14 protein-coding genes are annotated in these 16,717 nt (G+C 73.2%); 7 read left to right on the top strand and 7 right to left on the bottom strand.

The window, feature by feature from the left end:
• Positions 1-17: 17 nt before the first annotated feature.
• A complete protein-coding gene (locus FYW99_RS23500; RefSeq protein ID WP_150254205.1) occupies positions 18-980 on the bottom strand; it encodes an MBL fold metallo-hydrolase in 963 nt (320 codons plus the stop codon).
• Between the two features lie 358 nt (positions 981-1,338).
• Here FYW99_RS23500 and FYW99_RS23495 point away from each other — a divergent pair, with 358 nt between their 5' ends.
• Both FYW99_RS23495 and FYW99_RS23490 read left to right on the top strand, forming a co-directional pair.
• Positions 1,339-1,872, top strand: coding sequence for a MarR family winged helix-turn-helix transcriptional regulator (locus tag FYW99_RS23495; protein ID WP_150254204.1), 534 nt, complete (start codon positions 1,339-1,341; stop codon positions 1,870-1,872).
• A 154-nt stretch (positions 1,873-2,026) separates the two neighbouring features.
• Complete coding sequence (locus FYW99_RS23490) at positions 2,027-3,085, top strand: aminotransferase class V-fold PLP-dependent enzyme (protein ID WP_150254203.1); 1,059 nt, start codon at positions 2,027-2,029, stop codon at positions 3,083-3,085.
• A 54-nt stretch (positions 3,086-3,139) separates the two neighbouring features.
• Here FYW99_RS23490 and FYW99_RS23485 read toward each other — a convergent pair whose 3' ends face one another.
• A complete protein-coding gene (locus FYW99_RS23485; protein WP_150254202.1) occupies positions 3,140-4,405 on the bottom strand; it encodes a GNAT family N-acetyltransferase in 1,266 nt (421 codons plus the stop codon).
• A 351-nt stretch (positions 4,406-4,756) separates the two neighbouring features.
• On the opposite strand from FYW99_RS23485, the gene FYW99_RS23480 reads away from it, so the two are divergent.
• A complete protein-coding gene (locus FYW99_RS23480; RefSeq protein WP_150254201.1) occupies positions 4,757-5,218 on the top strand; it encodes a GNAT family N-acetyltransferase in 462 nt (153 codons plus the stop codon).
• A gap of 351 nt (positions 5,219-5,569) precedes the next feature.
• Here FYW99_RS23480 and FYW99_RS23475 read toward each other — a convergent pair whose 3' ends face one another.
• The gene (locus FYW99_RS23475; RefSeq protein WP_150254200.1) at positions 5,570-6,838 is read right to left on the bottom strand and encodes a GNAT family N-acetyltransferase; all 1,269 of its coding nucleotides are present in this window, start codon (positions 6,836-6,838) and stop codon (positions 5,570-5,572) included.
• A gap of 179 nt (positions 6,839-7,017) precedes the next feature.
• Positions 7,018-8,292, bottom strand: a complete 1,275-nt coding sequence (locus tag FYW99_RS23470; RefSeq protein ID WP_150254199.1) for an RNA-guided endonuclease InsQ/TnpB family protein — start codon at positions 8,290-8,292, stop codon at positions 7,018-7,020.
• A gap of 155 nt (positions 8,293-8,447) precedes the next feature.
• Here FYW99_RS23470 and FYW99_RS23465 point away from each other — a divergent pair, with 155 nt between their 5' ends.
• The gene (locus tag FYW99_RS23465) at positions 8,448-9,464 is read left to right on the top strand and encodes an N-acetylglucosamine kinase (RefSeq protein ID WP_150254283.1); all 1,017 of its coding nucleotides are present in this window, start codon (positions 8,448-8,450) and stop codon (positions 9,462-9,464) included.
• A gap of 145 nt (positions 9,465-9,609) precedes the next feature.
• Here the strand turns inward: FYW99_RS23465 and FYW99_RS23460 are convergent, their stop codons facing one another.
• Positions 9,610-10,881 carry a hypothetical protein gene (locus tag FYW99_RS23460; RefSeq protein WP_150254198.1) on the bottom strand — a complete coding sequence of 424 codons (1,272 nt, stop codon included), beginning with the start codon at positions 10,879-10,881 and terminating at the stop codon, positions 9,610-9,612.
• A gap of 564 nt (positions 10,882-11,445) precedes the next feature.
• Between FYW99_RS23460 and FYW99_RS23455 the strand changes: the two genes are divergently transcribed.
• Positions 11,446-12,297 carry a siderophore-interacting protein gene (locus FYW99_RS23455; RefSeq protein ID WP_150254197.1) on the top strand — a complete coding sequence of 284 codons (852 nt, stop codon included), beginning with the start codon at positions 11,446-11,448 and terminating at the stop codon, positions 12,295-12,297.
• Positions 12,298-12,387: 90 nt separating this feature from the next.
• Here the strand turns inward: FYW99_RS23455 and FYW99_RS23450 are convergent, their stop codons facing one another.
• Positions 12,388-13,746 (bottom strand): dihydrolipoyl dehydrogenase family protein, encoded by a 1,359-nt coding sequence (locus FYW99_RS23450; protein ID WP_150254196.1) that lies wholly within the window; start codon positions 13,744-13,746, stop codon positions 12,388-12,390.
• Positions 13,747-14,057: 311 nt separating this feature from the next.
• Between FYW99_RS23450 and FYW99_RS23445 the strand changes: the two genes are divergently transcribed.
• Positions 14,058-14,690: a trimeric intracellular cation channel family protein gene (locus FYW99_RS23445; RefSeq protein WP_150254195.1), complete on the top strand. Its 633-nt coding sequence runs from the start codon at positions 14,058-14,060 to the stop codon at positions 14,688-14,690.
• On the opposite strand, the gene FYW99_RS23440 is transcribed toward FYW99_RS23445, so the two are convergent.
• Positions 14,645-15,670, bottom strand: coding sequence for a LysR substrate-binding domain-containing protein (locus FYW99_RS23440; protein ID WP_150254194.1), 1,026 nt, complete (start codon positions 15,668-15,670; stop codon positions 14,645-14,647). The two genes, FYW99_RS23445 and FYW99_RS23440, sit on opposite strands and share 46 nt — an antisense overlap.
• Positions 15,671-15,771: 101 nt before the next feature.
• On the opposite strand from FYW99_RS23440, the gene FYW99_RS23435 reads away from it, so the two are divergent.
• Complete coding sequence (locus tag FYW99_RS23435) at positions 15,772-16,695, top strand: threonine/serine dehydratase (protein WP_150254193.1); 924 nt, start codon at positions 15,772-15,774, stop codon at positions 16,693-16,695.
• Positions 16,696-16,717 lie beyond the last annotated feature (22 nt).

Below are 16,717 nucleotides of genomic sequence, written 5' to 3'. Positions count from 1 at the left end.
GTGGGCGGGGCGGCGGGTCAGCCCTGGAGCTGGTCCCAGACCTCGCGGTCGCGCTCGGCGGTCCAGATGACCGGGCGTTCGATGCCGGAGAACTCGTCCCACAGGCGGGAGACGTCGAAGGGCAGGCAGTGCTCGAAGATGGGCCAGTGGCCGTAGTCGTCGACGAGGGCGGCGTGGGTGGCCTCGAAGGCCTCCTTGAGGGTGCCGCCGCGTTCGTGGACGGCGCCGACCTCGCGGATCATGACGTCGAGGAAGCCGCGGGTCTGCTCGATGGCGGCGTCGACCTCCTCGCGGCCGCGGCTGACCGCGCCGCGCCCGCCGACGAGCATCTCCGCGCCCAAGGCCTTGACCCCGTCCAGGGTGGCCCCGGCCCAGTCGCGGTGGAAGGCGTCGCCGGTGTAGAGGGCGGCCTGGGCCTCGACGAGGTCCCCGGCGAAGAGGATCCTCTGCTTGGGCAGCCAGGCGACGATGTCGCCCTCGGTGTGGCCGCGTCCGAAGTACTGGAGGACCAGCTCGCCGCGGTCGCCGCCCAGGTCGATGGTGGTGCGGTCGGCGAAGGTCTGGGTGGGCCAGGTCAGCCCGGGCACGGAGTCGGCGTCCTTGGCCAGGCGGGGCATGCGGGCGAACTCGCTGGCCCAGTCCTCCTTGCCGCGCTCGCGGATGAGCTCGTGGGTCTTCTCGTGGGTCAGGATGATCTCGGCGTCGAAGGCGCTGGCGCCCAGGACGCGGACCGCGTGGTAGTGCGAGAGCACCAGGTAGCGGATCGGCTTGTCGGTGTGCTCGCGCAGCTTGGCGAGCCACTCCCCCGCGGCCGCGGGCGTGGCCAGGGCCTCGAAGGCCACGACGAAGTCCTCGCCCTCGATGGCGCCCACGTTCGGGTCGCCCTCGGCCGTGAGGGCGTAGACGCCGTCGGCCAGGACCTCCAGGGTCTGCTCCTTGGCCTCGGTGTCGGCGGATGAGGCGAACGGCTTGGCTGCCATGGTCGGGCCCTTCACTCGCTCCGGACGGCTGCTGCCGCCCAATTGATCAAAGGTTTGATGATTCTGACCATAACGTGCCCCACGCCACAGGACCAAGAGGCGTGGAACCCGCTATCGAGTGATACAAGTCACATAATACGGCGGGATCCTCCGTGTCAGCCGATCGCCCGCGTGGCGGTTCACGAACGCGGCCGGTGTCGGCCGGACGCGGCGCCGCGGCGGCTCCGACCGGTGCGGACGCACGCGCCGGGGCGCCCGCGGTGTCCGGAAGCCGGAGGCCCGCGTGACCGACCAGCGCGGACGCGCGGGGCCGGGCACGACCGGTCCCGCCAGGAGATCAGGCACTAGGCTGACCGGCGTGACCCACGACACCGCCCCCGAACTCACCTTCTGGTCCTTCGTGGACTACGCGGTGCGGAAGGCCGAGCAGGAACTGCCCTCCGTGAACGCCGACGCCATGCGGATGGTCCTGACCCTCAACCGGGCGACGAGCATGGTCGTCTACGACCTGGAGTCGTCCGTGCACCGCCCGCGCGGGCTCACCTGGCCCGGGTTCCGGGTGATCTTCGCGCTGTGGCTGGCCGGGCCCATGGAGGCCAAGACCACCGCCGAGATCTCGGGCATGAGCCGGGCCGCGCTGTCCGCGCTGCTCAACACCCTCGAACGCGACGGGCTCATCGTGCGCGAGCGCGCCGCCCACGACCGGCGGGCCCTCCAACTGAGCCTCACCGAGGCCGGGTACCGGGCGATCCTCGGCGGTTTCCGCGCGCACAACCGGCGCGAGAGCGCCTGGGCCGAGGCCCTGGAACCCGACGAGCGCCAGGAACTCGTGCGCCTGCTCAACAAGCTCATGGCGGGCTCCACCGAGGCCAAGGCCAAGTTCCGCGTCTGAGGGCTGCCGGAGGGTGGAGGCGGTCCGCTCCCGACCGTCCCCGGGCACGGAGGGCGACCCGTGCCTGACAGCCCGGCCCCCGGCGTGAAAGGCAGTCCGTTCCCGGCCGGAATGGACCTTGAGCGCTCCCCGCCGCGCTGTGAGCATCGGGGACATGGACGAAGCCGGACGGGCCCGCCTGCGGGCCGCGCAGCAGGAGTTCGCTGCTGACAACACCTACCTCAACACCGCCACGCACGGCCTGACGCCCCGGCGGGCGCTACGGGCCCTGGAGCAGCACACCCGCGACGTGGCCGCAGGACGGTTCCAGCCGGGCGGGGCCGACGCGGGCATCGAGCGCGCCCGCTCCGCCTACGCGCGTCTGACCGGGGTGTCCGCCGCCGACGTGGCCATCGGAAGCCACGTCTCCCAGTTCGTGGGCACGGTCGCCGCCAGCCTGGCCCCGGGCGCGCGGGTGCTGACGGCGGCCGACGAGTTCAGCTCGGTCGTCCACCCCTTCATGGCCAGGGCGGACGCGGGGATCAGCGTGCGCGAGGTTCCCCTGGCCGACCTGGCCTCGCGAGTGGGTCCGGACACCGACCTGGTGGCCGTCTCGGCCGTGCAGTCCGCCGACGGCGCGATCGCCCCCGTCGAGGACCTGATCGCGGCCTGCGCCGACCACGGGGCGCGGCTGCTGCTGGACACCACCCAGGCCGCCGGGTGGCTGCCGCTGCCCGTGGACCGGGTCGACTACACGGTGTGCGCCGCGTACAAGTGGCTGCTGGGCACGCGCGGTTCGGCCCTGCTCACCGGAACCGAGGAGGCGCTGGCCGCACTCTCCCCGCTGGCCGCGAACTGGTACGGGGCGCGGGAGCCCTGGAACTCCCTCTACGGCGGACCGCTGCGGCTGGCCGAGGGCGCGCGGCGCCTGGACCTGGCACCGGTGTGGGGGGCGTGGGTCGGGCTGGAGGAGACCCTGTCCCTGGTGGAGGAGCTGGGGGTGGAGGTCATCCACGAGCACAATGCCGCCCTGGGCGACCGCTTCCGCGAGGCCATGGACATGGAGCCCGCCGGGTCGGCGATCGTGTCGGTCCCGGTGCCCGGGGGCGCGGTGGAGCGCGTGGCCGGGGCGGGGATCGTCACGGCGGCCCGCAACGGGCGGATGCGTGCGGCGTTCCACCTGTACAACGACGAGTCCGACGTGGACCGACTGGTCAAGGCGCTCCAGGGGTGAGGACGCGGGTCCGGCCCCGCCGGTGGGCGGGGCCGGAACGCCGCACCCTCGTGGTCAGAAGACCGTGCCGCAGAAGGGCGCCCGGGAGCGGTGCAGGGCCGCGTCCAGGCGCTCCACCGCGCCCGGCGTGTGCTCGGTGATCAGGCCCGCGCGCAGGTAGCCGTCCAGGGTGGTCTGTCCCAGGTGGGCGGCGCCCAGGTGCGACACGTCCAGGCTGACGTCGGGGGCGGCGTCGGTGGCCTCCACGCGGGCGCCGCCGGTGTCGGCCTTGACGTGCCAGCGCCCGGCGTTCCACGGGGCGAACCGGTCGGCGACCTCCAGGACCGTCTCGACGGGCACGGTGTAGGAGCGCTCGGACAGTGCCCCGGGCACGTCCACCAGCCGCACCCACAGGGAGGTGTAGAGCGTGGGGGCCGCCCGGCCGCTGTCCACGAGCAGGTGGCGCAGCGGGTCGTCCACGGCCACGGAGTCGAAGGAGATCTCGGTGACCAGGTCGCGGTTGAACAGGTGGTCGTACAGGGCGGTCCAGGCGGCCGGGGTCGTGGCGGTGACCTCCTTGACGTACACCTCGCCGCGCGAGCCGTCGCGCTCCCAGCTGTTGCGGGTGCGGTAGAGCGCGTAGCCCAGCGGTCCGTCGGGGCCGCTGACCACCACGGCCCGCAGCGGGCCACGGCCCTCGCGGAACTGGGCCTGGTCTCGCAGGGCCCGGTCCCACCAGTGGGCGGCGCGCTGGAACTGGCCGACCTGGACGGCGGCGACCTCGCGGTGGACCCGCTCCAGGTCCGGGCGCACCTGCTCGGGGTCGGCCAGGCGGATCCGCAGGCCGGGGTCGCGGGGCGCGTCGGCGCGCAGGCGGGCGTGGGGCTGGCGGACGGCGGTCTCCATCTCGGTGACCGCCGGGCCGTAGCCGAACCGACCGTAGATGGCGCCCTCGGAGGCCCACAGGGCGGCGTAGCGCTCCCCTCGCGCGTGGATGTCGGCGAGTTGGCGGCGCATGAGCGCGCTGAGCACGCCGCGGCGGCGGTACGTGGGCCACACGCCCACGCCGGTCACCCCGGCCACCGGGCGCGGGCCGCCGGGCAGGGCCATCTCGAAGGCGAAGTCGTTGACCGCGCCCACGATCTCGTCCCCGTCCACCGCGACCAGGACGCGGTCGTAGCCCTCGGCGTCCAGGAGGGGTCGTAGGAAGGGCTCGCGTTCCGCGGGCGGGTCCGAGGACAGCAGCGCCTCACCGACGACGCGCATCACCTCGGGGTACTCGTCGCGGTCGGTTCCCCGTACGGTCCATTCGGTCGGGGAGATGTCCCCTCCGGCGTTCACGTGTGCGTTCCTCCACTCTTCGAACCGGGGATCGGCGCACTCGCGGCGAGGGCGAGACGGGCCCGGGGTTCACTTCATGTTCAGGGCGATACTGGCATGTTCCGGGCATGGGGCCCAGGCAGCGTGCCCGTGGGTTCCAACACGGGGAGCACGGCACACGGGGTCCGGAACACAGGGTGCGGATGGCCAGAGCCACAACGTACGGACTCCACCGGGAGGCGTGCCACTCCTTTTCCCGGCGCGGGGCGGGGCCGGTCCCGTCCGTGCGGCTACGGGGGCGTTCCGTGTGGGTGCCCGACGCTTCCGGTGCGCGCGCTGGCGGCCGACCGCGGCCGGGACTACCGTGCTGCCATGATCGTGCGCTCTGCTCGCCCCGGCGACGGCCCGGGTATCGCCGCCCTGATCGGCCGCGCCTCACCGCACCTGGACAAGAAGGGCTACCCGGCCTCGCTACTGCCCCAGGACATGGTGGTGCTCGTCGCGGACGCGGACGGCGCGGTGGTGGGGTGGGTGGAGGGCGTGTTGGACGGCGTCTACGAGGGGTCGGGAAGCCCGGCACCACCGCCGCACGGGTACGTGCTGGCGGTGGTGGTGGACCCGGGGTGGAGACGGCGCGGGGTCGGCAGGGGCCTGCTGGAGGGGTTCGTGGACCGGGCCCGCGCGGCCGGGGTCGAGTGGGTGTTCCTGCTGCCCGAGGAGGGCGAGGGCGCTGAGGGCAGGGTGGAGTTCTTCCTCCGGTGCGGGTTCACGCCCGTGCACGACCCCGGCAGCGAGTGGCCCGCCATGGGGCGGTGGACCGGCGGCGTCGGATAGTCCGGGGCCGATCCGCAAGGGCGTCCGCCAGCAGATAATGAGTTCGGTCTGGCCGGAACCGTTGCTGGTGCGGCGCACGGGTTCTGACCTGCGGTGATCTTGTACCTAGAGCGAGGTTGGGCGCTCGAACCTCGCTCTAGGTACAAGATCACGGCGAACTGCTCGGCACTGGAGGTGTCGAAACTTCTGCCCGCCTGGCCTGGACTCGGCGCGGTACTCCGGTCCGTGCGGTGCGGCAGGCGAGGCGGATCCGCCCGGGGCTGTCCGCCGCGCAGTGATGCTGCCCGTGCTGTGACCGGTGTGCGCAACCGTGTGCCCCGCACACCGTGGCCGGTGCGCGGGGCCGGTCCCTCAGAAGTCGGTGCCGCAGAAGGGCGCGCGCGGCGCGTACAGCGCGGTGTCCAGCCTGGCGGCCGCACCGGGGGTGTGCTCGGTGAGCAGGCCCGCGTCGGCGAGGGCGGTCAGCGCGCGCCTGCCCAGGTAGGCGGCGCCCAGGTGGGAGGCGTCCAAGGCGAGGTCGGGGGCGGCGTCGGCCGGGCTCAGGCGGGCGCCGCCGGTGTCCGCCTCCAGGCGCCAGCGCCCGGCGTTCCAGGGCGCGTGACGGTCGGTGACCTCCAGCACGGTGTCCACCGGGGCGGCGTAGGGGCGGTCGGACAGGGCGCCGGGCAGGTCCACCAGGCGGACCCACAGGCCGTCGAGGTCCTTGCGGACCAGGCGCCGGGGGTCGGCCAGGAGGACGGTGAGGGGGTCGTCCTCGGGCAGTTTCTCGAAGACCGCCTCGCTGGTCAGGTCGCGGTCCAGGAGGTGTTCGTAGAGGGCGACCCGCGCCGCGACGGAGACGGCGGTCAGCTCGCGCACCACGACCCGTCCCGCCGGAAGGCCGTCCTCCCAGCGGTTGACGACGCGGTAGAGCGCGTAGCCGCGGGGCCCGTCGGGGCCGCGCACCAGCGCCGCGCGCAGCCGCCCGGCCCCGCCGACCTCCTTGTCCTTGAGCACCAGGCTCCACCAGTGGGCGCCGCGGGCGAGCTGGCCCACGCGCTGGGGCAGCGCCTCGCGGTACACCCGCTCCAGCTCCTGGCGGACCTCGGCGGGTTCGGCCAGTTCGAGGGTGAGGGAGGGGTCGCGGGGCGCGTCGGGGCGCAGGCGGGCGTGGGCGCGCTGGAGGGTCGCGTTGGTCTCGCGGAAGGCCATGCCGTAGCCGAAGCGGCCGTAGATGCCGCCCTCGGAGGCCCACAGCACGGCGAGGTTCTCGCCCCGGTCCCGGACCTCGGCGATCTGGCGGCGCATCAGCGCGCTGAGCACGCCGCGGCGGCGGTGGGTGGGCCACACGCCCACGCCCGTCACGCCCGCGACCCGGCGGGGCCCGCCGGGCGCGGTCATCTCGAAGCCGTGGGACAGGGCGGTGCCGACGACGCGGTCGCCGTCCAGGGCGAGCAGGGTGCGGTCGTGCTCGGTGATGGGGTGGTCGCGTTCGTCGTCCAGGACCTCCCGGACGGAGAGGACGAGGGCCTCGCAGAAGACCCTGACTGCCTCGGGGTGGTCCTTTTCCGTGCCTGCGCGCACGGTCCACGCGGGAGCGTCGTCGCGGCGGGAGGGGTCGTGCTGTGGCGCGCCTGTCATGGCACCGACCCTCTCAGCCGCCCCGGGGAGCACGCCAGTGGGTTTTCCGGTGCGCCGCCCGCCTCCTCCGCGTACGCGGCGCGGACCGGGCCGCCGGGACGAGTAACACGCGGCGCGACGGGGCATCTCTCCTCTTTGACTTCCTCCCTCTCCTCGAAGGAGGGGGGTTCCGACCAGACCTAACAGTCCGGTGCCGCTCGCGCGGCGACCCTCACGGGCCCGGTTTCCTGCTTCGCAGCCGACAGCGGAAGGGAGGACCCTTGCCGACTCACACCAGCTCCCCAGGCATCACCCGAGACTGCTTCCCGGGCTGCGACTCGACCAGCCGCAAGAGTGTTCTTGGCCGCGTTGTGGTCCCGATCATGCCGGGTGCGGCAGGAAGGGCACGTCCAAGACCTGGTACCCAACGAAAGCTTGTCCAGCAGGTACCCGCACGCAGAGCAGGTCTTGCTGGAGGGAAACCACCGATCCACCACCGCCAGCACGCGGCCCGCACGCGCGGCCTTGTACTCCAGTTGGCGGCGGAACTCACCCAGGCCAGCGTCGAGCACCGCCCGGTTGAGCCCGGCCTTCTGACGGACCCGCGTACCGGGCCGCTCGGCAGTGCCGCGTGCGGAGGCGGTCATGCCCCGCACGTTCAGGTCCTCGATCGCGATCAGGTCGTGCTCGCGCACCAGGCGGGTGGTGGTCTTGTGCAGGAAGTCAGCGCGGGCGTGGCGGACCTTGCGGTACGCGTCCGCGACCTTCCTCTTCGCTTTGCAGCGGTTAGCCGAGCCGCGTTGGGTGCGTGCCATGCGCCGCTGGTAACGCTTGAGGTTGCGGGCCTTGCGCTCCAGATGGCGGGGGTTGGCGATCTTCTCGCCCGTGGACAGGGTCGCGAAGTCCTTCACTCCCAGGTCCACACCCACCTCGACCTCCGTCTGTGGTGCGGGGTCAGGGGCGTCGGTGTCCACGGCGAAGGTGGCGTACCAGCGCCCGTCCGCCTCGCGGGAGATGATCACCGTGGTCGGGTCCAGCGACGCGAGGTCGACTTCATCCCACGACCATGCCACCTTCAGCGGTCTCTTGTGTTTGGCCAGGAACAACGCACCGTCGCGCAGACGAAACGCGCTGCGGGTGTAGTGCGCCGACTGCCGACCAGTCCGGGTTCTGAACCGGGGATATCTGGCGCGGCCCGCGAAGAAGTTCGCGAACGCGCTGTGTTGGTGGCGCAGGGCCTGCTGCAACGGCACCGAGGACACCTGGGACAAAAATCCCAGTTCCGGGGTCTTCTTCCACCCGGTCAGCGCCTGGTCGGTCTGCTTGTAGGAGGTGTTCCCGCCGTGCTGGTGGTAGGCGGTGCGGCGATCGGCGAGGGTCTTGTTCCAGACCAGGCGCGCGCATCCGAACGTGCGGCCCAGTTGGGCCTGCTGTTCGGGGTCCGGGTAGGCCCGGCACTTGTACGCCGTCCGCATAAGGCAGAACGGGAAAGGCGCGGGCTGCCTGCCCGGATTCCTCCCTGCCCTCAAGGCCAGGGCATCCTCCGAGAGACTAGGTGGAACGTATGATCTCCTCTTCTTCCCGGACCCGATCCGACCAGCCGGGCGACCAGCGCAGACTCGTTTTGGGGGTGGACGCCGGGGGCACCGCCACCCGGGCGCTGGTGGCCACCCTGGCCGGCGAACGGCTGGGCGAGGCCTGGGCCGGTGGCGCCAACCCCAACTCCCACGGCGCGGACCGGGCCGCCGAGCGGCTGGCCGAGGCGGTGGCGGGGGCGCTCGACGCGGCCGGGCCGCGGGCGCGCGGGGCCGTGGCCTTCGGCGTGGTCGGCCTGGCGGGGGTGTCCGCGCTGCGCGACGACGACGTGCGGGCTTGCCTGGATCGGGCCCTGGCCGGAGTGGGACTGACGCCGGAGGGCACGGTGTTCACCGGCGACGACGAGGTGGCCTTCGCCTCGGGCACCCCGGGCCCCGACGGCACGGTGCTGATCGCGGGAACCGGGGCGATCGCCACCCGGATCGAGGAGCGCAGACGGACCCGTTCGGCGGACGGCATGGGGTGGCTGATCGGCGACGAGGGGTCGGGGTTTTGGATCGGACACCAGGCGGCCCGGGAGACGGCGCGGCAGCTGTCCCGGGGCGGGGACCTGAGTCCGCTGGCGCGCGCGGTGGCCAAGCAGGTCATTCCGGGTCAGCGCCCCTCGGAGGGCGAGGACCACCTGTCCGAGGAGCACGCCCGCGACTTCGCGCGGACCCTGACCGCCGCCGCCCCGGTCACGCTGGCCGCACTGGCGCCCCTGGTCAGCGAGGCCCACGCGCAGGGCGATCCGGCGGCCGAGGTGATCGTGGAGGCCGCCGCGGGCCACCTGGCGCACTCGGTGCACCAGGTGCGCTCGCCCGGGGAGAGGCTGCCGGTGGTGCTGGCGGGCGGGGTGCTCTCGCGGTCCGAGCCCGTGCGCTCGGCGCTCACCCGCAAACTGGCGCTGTGCGCGTCAGGGGCCGAGGTCGCCGCGGCCGGGTGCACTGCGGGCGCTGCTGCCTGGCTGGCGGCCCTGCGTGCGGGGGCGCCGGAGGACGACCAGCGGCTGCACGCGGTGTTCACCCTGGCCGACCGCGTTCCGGGCAAGGACCGCCCCGACGCCGCCTGAGGGCGGTGACCGGGCACAACCGCCGCCCGCAGGAGAGGACCGGGGAGTACGAAGCAGAGCGGATGGAGACGTCGCTGTGGCAGGGCGGAGGCAGAACCCCGGGGACGGTGCGTCCACGGGGTTCTGCGCGCTCGGAACGGTGCTGCTACTCGATCGGGTTGCCGCTGATCGTCGTCGCCCCGGTGAAGGACGTTCCTTCGGTGCGGCTCCCGTTGACGTGGACGGCGATGTCACCGTTCATGATCCCCACAGGGGTGGGCCCCTCCGAGACCTCGGGTTCGCCTCCAGCGGGGATGACCACCAGCTCGTCGCTCCCACCACTGCCTAGCGCCGCGTCGCCATAAGCGGTGCCGTTGTCGTCCACAGCGATCAGCTCGACCGACCTCTGCCCGTCCTCACCCCCGAAGCACTGCCCCTCGTCCGCGGACATCCAGATGGACTCCAGGACCCCGTACTCGCCGTTCGGGCTGTTGCGGGCGATATCGGTCTGACTGTCCGAGTGCGAGTAGCCGGGGCAGCTGAGCTCGTAGACGACCTCACCCGTCTCCGCTCGCACCCCGTAGTAGGAACGGTCCACCCCTACGCCCGAGGACACCTGGAGGACGAGCAGCCCCTGCCTGTTGTCAACGGCGAGGACTTCGGCTCCGATGAACTCCGACTGGTCGAGGCCCAAGTCCTCCCGCGATGACCACGACGCGGTGTTGACGTGACTGGCGCGGTCGACCCAGAACGGGATCCCGTCGACGAAGCCCGCCTTGTTGGGCTGTGTGTCGGGAGCCTCGACGTCGACGATCTCGCCCGTCTCGGTGACGAAGTTGAGAGTGTCCTCGCCCTCGCCCCAGTAGACAACGCTCCCGAAGCCGTTGATCGAGAGGGCGTCGCTCGGGATCTCCTCCTCGGCGACGACCGAACCGTCCTCCTGGGACAGCGCGGTCAGCCTGGTGACCGTGCTCGCGGTGTCGAGGCCGGAAGCCTCGGTCTCGACCTGCTCAAGGACGGCGACCGTCTCGTCGAAGACTCCGATCTTGGCGTTCTCAGGGTATTCGTGATCGGGGAGCTCGTATGTCCAGGCTTCCGCGCCCTCGGACGTGTACGCGTGGATGGTGCGGGTGTCGAGGTTCAGGTTGTCCACGAAGACCCGATCGGGTCGAACGAACACCGTCTTTTCTCCCGCGCCGACGTCGACGCTCCAGACGGCCTGGCCGAAGGGTGCACCGACAGGAAAGGACTCCACGGTCGACTGCGCAGGCTCGACGGTCTCCTCCGCAGGGGATTCGCTCGTCGCGGACGTTCCCGCCTCAGCGCCCTCGGTACTCCCTTCGCCGCCACAGGCGGTGAGCCCGGCGGTGAGGGTGAACACGACCGTAGCGGCTGCCGCCCGAGTGGTGGTTCTGGAGTTCATGATCGTCGTCTTCATTCGTCACAGCGCTGGCGCGGCCAGCTTTCCCCTTGTCATACGGAATTGACTCATTGTCCGTGGACTATGAGTCATCATCAGGTCCCGGAGTTCTCGCGGTTCGGATCCAAGCGGACTGAGCGCGGGTTACTCAGTTGACGGCGAGGACATTGTCCGAATTCGTGTGGTTTCTACGTTCCGAGGGGAGATTCTTCCACTCCGCGGAGACCAGCGCGCGGCGGACGGTGGCACGCGCACAGCCTGGTACGACCGGAGCCGCGCTCGACCACGTCCAGGACCACCCGGAGGCGGCCGGACCGCTGACGTCGCGCCGGACCGGGCCGCCGCACACCTACGCCCTGGGAACGCGGACGGACATGCCCACAGAAGAACAGCGGGCCGAGCCGGGGAGACCACCGAACTCGCTGCGGTACTGGGGTTCGACCCGGCGGCCGCGCCGCGCGGGCCGGTTCCGGCCTCGGTTCCGCTGCCGCCGGGACTCAGGTTTTGCCCTGGTGCGTCACTGTGCCCTACGGTAAGTCTTACTTAGGTTTACCTAACTCACCCCGGAAGAAAGAGGGCGCCGTGGCACAGCGGCAGGGACGGGCCAGGACCGTCCACACCGGAAGGGTCGAGGCGGTCGAGCAGATCACCCCGCACATGGTCAGGGTCGTCCTGGGAGGGGAGGGCCTGGACGCGTTCTCCACCGACGGGCACACCGACAGCTACGTCAAGCTGCTCTTCCCGCCGCCCGCGCCCGGCGACCCCGAGCCCTTCGACCTGGAGCGCGTGCGCGCCGAACGCCCCCGGGAGGAGTGGCCGGTCACCCGCACCTACACCGTGCGCGACTGGGACGCCGCCGCCCGGCGGCTCACCCTCGACTTCGTCCACCACGGCGGCACCGGTCTGGCCGGGGTGTGGGCGGCGGGCGCCAAGCCGGGCGACCGGCTGCGGCTGATGGGCCCCGGCGGCGCCTACTCCCCCGATCCCGGGGCCGACTGGCACCTGCTGGCAGGGGACGAGAGCGCCCTGCCCGCCATCGCCACCGCCGTGGAGGCGCTGGCCCCGGACGCCACCGCCCACGTGTTCGTCGAGGTCGGCGGCCCCCAGGACGAGCTGAAGCTGGAGGGCGGCCCGGACGTCCACGTGCACTGGCTGCACCGGGGGGACGAGGCCGTGGGATCGGTCCTGGTCCCCGCCGTGCGCGCCCTCGACTTCCCCGCGGGCCGCGTCCACGCGTTCGTGCACGGCGAGGCCGCCTTCGTCCGCGACCTGCGCCGCCTGCTGCGTATCGAGCACGGCCTGCCCAAGGAGCAGTTGTCGGTGTCGGGCTACTGGCGCCTGGGCCGTGACGAGGACGGCTGGCAGTCGAGCAAGGCCGAGTGGAACCGCGGTGTGGAGGCCGAGGAGGAGGCCGCCCTGGCGGGGAGGGACTGACCTCCCCGCCGGGCCTGCCCGCTCGGGGAGGTCGGGGCCGCGGGCACCGGACGGTGTCCGGCTTCCCCCGCCGGGCGCGCCGGTGCCGCCTCACATCTTCAGGTTCTCCAGGGCGATGAGGTAGGCCTCGTTGTACGTGGGGAACTGCGGGATCGAGTCGAGCAGCGCCGCGACCGGCAGGCCGGTGCGGATCGCCAGCGCCGCGGTGTGGATCCACTCCGAGGCCATGGGCGAGAACGCCCACGCGCCCACCAGCACCCCGCGGCGGCGGTCGGCGACCAGGCCCAGGGTGCCGCGCGGGTCGGTGTCGTAGGTCCAGGGCCGGGCCAGGGTCTGGGGCAGGTCGGCCTCGGCGGTGGCCGTGTCGATCCCCTGTTCCCGCGCCTGGGCCTCGGTGAGCCCCACCCCGGCGATCTCGGGGTAGGAGAAGACCACGCGCGGCACGCCGGTGTAGTCGGCGGCCCGGTCCTTGCCCAGGATGTTGTCGGCGACCACGCGCCCCTGGTATTTGGCCACGTGGGTGAACAGGGCCCGGCCGGTGGCGTCGCCGACCCCCCACAGCCCGGGGGCCGCGCGGCAGCGCTCGTCCACGCGCAGGCCGGTGCCGTCCAGCTCCACCCCGGCCTCCTCCAGCCCCAGGCCGACGCCGCGGGGACGGCGGCCGGTGGCGAGCACGACCACGTCCGCCCGCACGTGCTCGCCGTTGTCCAGGGTCGCGCGGACCCCGTCCCCGTCCCGGGCCACCGCGGAGACCTCGGTGTTCAGGTGCACGGTGACGCCGTCGCGGTCGAACTGGTCGCTGATCAGCTCGCACAGACGGGGTTCCTCGCGGTCCACCAGGCGCGGGCCGCGCTGGACCAGGGTGACCCGGGTGCCCATCCGGGCCAGGAACTGGCCCAGTTCCACCCCCACGGCGCTGCCGCCGACCACGAGGGCCCGGCCGGGGACGTCGGTGAGCGTGGTGGCCTCCCGGTTGGTCCACACCACGGAGGGGTCCAGGTCGTCCAGTCCCTCGATCGGCGGGCGCACCGCCTCCGAGCCGGTCGCCACGACGACGTGGTCGGCGGTGAGTTCGGTGTCGCCCACCGCCACCCGCCAGGGGTCGCGGCCGGTGACGCGCCCCTCGCCGCGCAGGACCAGGGCGCCCTGGTCCTGGTACCCCTGGACCTGCGCGGAGTCGTCCAGGTGACGGATCATCTGGTCCCGGTAGTCGCGCAGTTCGGGCCAGCGCAGGTCCGGGCGGGAGACCCCGGCGGCGCCGTCGGCCTCCTGGCGCACCTCCGGCGGGCGCAGCAGCACCTTGGTGGGGATGCAGGCCCAGTAGCCGCACTCGCCGCCGATGAGTTCGCGCTCGACCACCGCCACGCGCTTGCCTGCGGCGAGCAGCCGACTCGCGACGGTCTCGCCGCCCGGCCCCATTCCGATGACGATCGCGTCCATGTGCTGCATGTGTCCTCGTTCCGCCCGGGTCCCGGTCACCCCCGATGGTGTCGCCTGCCCGTGTCCCAGGGGAAGCCCCGACACGCCGTCATTCGGCGGGTTCGCACAGCCGGATCCGGGCCGGGACGCCGGTGCCCAGGTCACGGCCGCACAACACCTGGACGCGCCGCGGTTCGGGTCTCCTCCGGCGGCGGGACGCCCCCGTGCGGCGCGTCACAGCACCCACGCGCGGCACACGCGCCCCGGACGTGGTGGAATGGCCGATCGGCATTCCGCCCGCCGTCCCGTCCGAAAGGAACCGCCGTCCCCGGCGCACGCGCATGTCCACGCAGACCCTGATCCTCGTCCTGGACCTCGTCGGCATCCTGGCCTTCGCCGTCGACGGGGCGCTGACCGGCATCCGCACCGCGCGCCTGGACATCGTCGGCGTCCTGGCACTGGGCGTGGTGACCGCCCTCGGCGGCGGCGTCATCCGCGACCTGCTGCTCGGCGTGACCCCCGCGACCTTCCAGGACTGGCGCTACATCTGCACAGCCCTGCTGGGCGCGACCGCCGCGTTCTTCCTCAGCAGCCAGCTCACCCACCTGAGCAGGCCCATCCTCGTCTTCGACGCGGCCGGGCTGAGCCTGTTCGCCGTGATCGGGGCGACCAAGGCCCTGGAACTGGGTTTCGGCCCCCTCCAGGCGACCCTGCTCGGCGTCGTCACCGGGGTGGGCGGCGGCACCATCCGCGACGTCCTGCTGAACCGGGTGCCGACCGTGCTGAGCGCGAACTCGCGGCTGTACGCCGTCCCCGCCCTGCTGGGCGCGGGCCTGGTCGCCGTCGCGTACTGGGCGGGCCTGACCTGGGGATGGATCGCCGTGGCGGGGGCGGTGCTGTGCTTCGCCGTGCGGCTGCTGGCGCTGCTCTACCGCTGGAACGCGCCCAGCCCGCCGGGTTCCCCGCCGCTGTGAGACCCGCCGGGGCCCTGCCTCCCCGTGCCCCCGGCCCCGCGGGCCCCGCCCGTGCCCGGTCCGCCCACGTCCCCGGCCCCGCCCAGCGCCCGGGACGCGACGCCGCGCAGGAGCTCGACCATCGCCGGGACCGGCTCGGGCGGGCGGCGCCGGTACACGGCGTAGATCTCACGGGCCAGGCGGGTGCCGCGCAGCGGACGGCTGACCCAGCCGCCCCGGCGGTCCGAGCGCAGGATGCTGAGCGGGACCAGGGCCACCCCCACCCCGGCCTCGACCAGGGCCAGGGCCACCTCGTAGTCGCGGGTCTCGTAGGCCACGGTCAGGCGCACCCCGGCGGCAGCGGCGGCGGTGTCCAGGCTGATCCGGTTGTAGATGCCCGGGGCCCCGCAGATCCACTCCTCGTCGGCCAGGTCGGCCAGCGCCACGTCCCGCTCGGCCAGGGCATGGCCCTCGGGAACGACCACCAGCAGCGGGTCCACCAGAACGCGTTCGCGGTGCAGGCCCCCGGCACGCGGCAGGGGCACGCCCGGGTAGCGGTGGGTCAGGAGCAGGTCCAGGTCCCCGGAGGCGACGAGGCCGTACCCTCCGGGGGGCTCGATGTCGGACAGGGACAGGCGCACCTGGGGGCGCTGGCGCCCGAAGGCGGCCAGGGTCGCGGGCAGCAGGACCTTGCCCGCGCTGGCGAAGGAACCCAGGGACAGGCGGTCGGGGGGCTCGCCCGCCACGGCGCGGACGGCGGCCTCGGCGTCGCGCAGCTCCCCCAGCACCCGCTCGCCGTGTTCGAGCAGGACCCGGCCCGCCTCGGTGAGGGTGGCCCCGGTACGGCCGCGCTCGACCAGGGTGCATCCGACCTCGCGCTCCAGCTTGGTGAGCTGCTGGGACAGGGCGGGCGGGGTGAAGGACAGGCGCTCGGCGGCGGCGGCGATCGACCCCGCGTGCGCGATCTCCACGAGCACCCGCACCCGGTTGGCGTCCAGCACGGCACTCCTCCTTCCACACAAAGCCAGGTACAAAGTTTCGCTTAACGATCTTTAGCAGACCCAACTTTAAGTTAATGGCGGGTAGGGGCACAGTGGGCTGTATGAGCACCACGACCGCGCACGCCGCGCCCACGGCCACCGACGTCCGTGCCGCCGCCGAACGCATCGCCCCCTACGCCCGCCGCACCCCGGTCATGCACGCCGAGGTCGACGGTCGGCCGCTGACGCTCAAGCTGGAGCACCTCCAGCGCACGGGGGCGTTCAAGCTGCGCGGCGCACTCAACGCTCTGCTGGGCGGGGAGGACACCGACCGGGTGATCACCGCCTCCGGGGGCAACCACGGTCTGGGGGTGGCCACCGCCGCCCGCCTGCTGGGTGTGCGCGCCACGGTCTACGTCCCCGAGTCGATCCCCGAGGCCAAGGCGGCGCCGCTGGCCGCCACCGGCGCCGAGATCGTCCGGGTGGGCGAGCACTACGCGGTGGCCGCCGAGGCGGCCCGCGACCGCGCCGAGACCGAGGGCGTGCGCTACCTGCACGCCTTCGACGACTCCCTCGTCGTGGCCGGTCAGGGCACGATCGGCCTGGAGATCGCCGCCGACGCGCCCGAGTGCGACACCATCGTCGTCGCGGTGGGCGGCGGCGGACTGGTGGCCGGGGTGCGCCTGGGCGCGGAGGGGCGCGAGGTCGTGGGGGTCGAGCCCGAGGGCTGCGCGAGCATGCACGCCGCGATGGCCGCCGGGCGCCCCGTGCAGACCCCCGTGGACTCGGTGGCCTCCTCCGCGCTGGGCGCGGCCACCCTGGGGCGGGTCCCCTTCGAGGTGCTGAGCACCCACCCGGTGACTCAGGCCCTGGTGAGCGACGCCGAGATCCTGCGGGCCCAGGACCGGCTCTGGGAGGAGTTCCGCATCGCCACCGAACCGGCCGCGGCCGTGCCCTTCGCCGCCTGGCTGGCGGGGCGCGTCCCCGGCGAGCGGCCGTGCCTGGTGGTGTGCGGGGCCAACGCCGAGTGGCGCCGCGCCGACTGACCCCACGGGAATCCGCACGTCA

Origin of the sequence: Nocardiopsis deserti (assembly GCF_008638355.1) — a bacterium.
GTDB lineage: Bacteria > Actinomycetota > Actinomycetes > Streptosporangiales > Streptosporangiaceae > Nocardiopsis > Nocardiopsis alborubida.
Note: the sequence above shows the minus strand (reverse complement) of the source record. Positions and strands in the feature narration are given on the sequence as shown.

Excerpts from the sequence above, each read along its gene's own strand:
- FYW99_RS23500 (WP_150254205.1), bottom strand. The coding sequence starts at position 980 with ATGGCAGCCAAGCCGTTCGCCTCATCCGCCGACACCGAGGCCAAGGAG.
- FYW99_RS23490 (WP_150254203.1), top strand. The coding sequence starts at position 2,027 with ATGGACGAAGCCGGACGGGCCCGCCTGCGGGCCGCGCAGCAGGAGTTC.
- FYW99_RS23480 (WP_150254201.1), top strand. The coding sequence starts at position 4,757 with ATGATCGTGCGCTCTGCTCGCCCCGGCGACGGCCCGGGTATCGCCGCC.
- FYW99_RS23475 (WP_150254200.1), bottom strand. The coding sequence starts at position 6,838 with ATGACAGGCGCGCCACAGCACGACCCCTCCCGCCGCGACGACGCTCCC.
- FYW99_RS23470 (WP_150254199.1), bottom strand. The coding sequence starts at position 8,292 with ATGCGGACGGCGTACAAGTGCCGGGCCTACCCGGACCCCGAACAGCAG.
- FYW99_RS23460 (WP_150254198.1), bottom strand. The coding sequence starts at position 10,881 with ATGAAGACGACGATCATGAACTCCAGAACCACCACTCGGGCGGCAGCC.
- FYW99_RS23450 (WP_150254196.1), bottom strand. The coding sequence starts at position 13,746 with ATGCAGCACATGGACGCGATCGTCATCGGAATGGGGCCGGGCGGCGAG.
- FYW99_RS23445 (WP_150254195.1), top strand. The coding sequence starts at position 14,058 with ATGTCCACGCAGACCCTGATCCTCGTCCTGGACCTCGTCGGCATCCTG.
- FYW99_RS23435 (WP_150254193.1), top strand. The coding sequence starts at position 15,772 with ATGAGCACCACGACCGCGCACGCCGCGCCCACGGCCACCGACGTCCGT.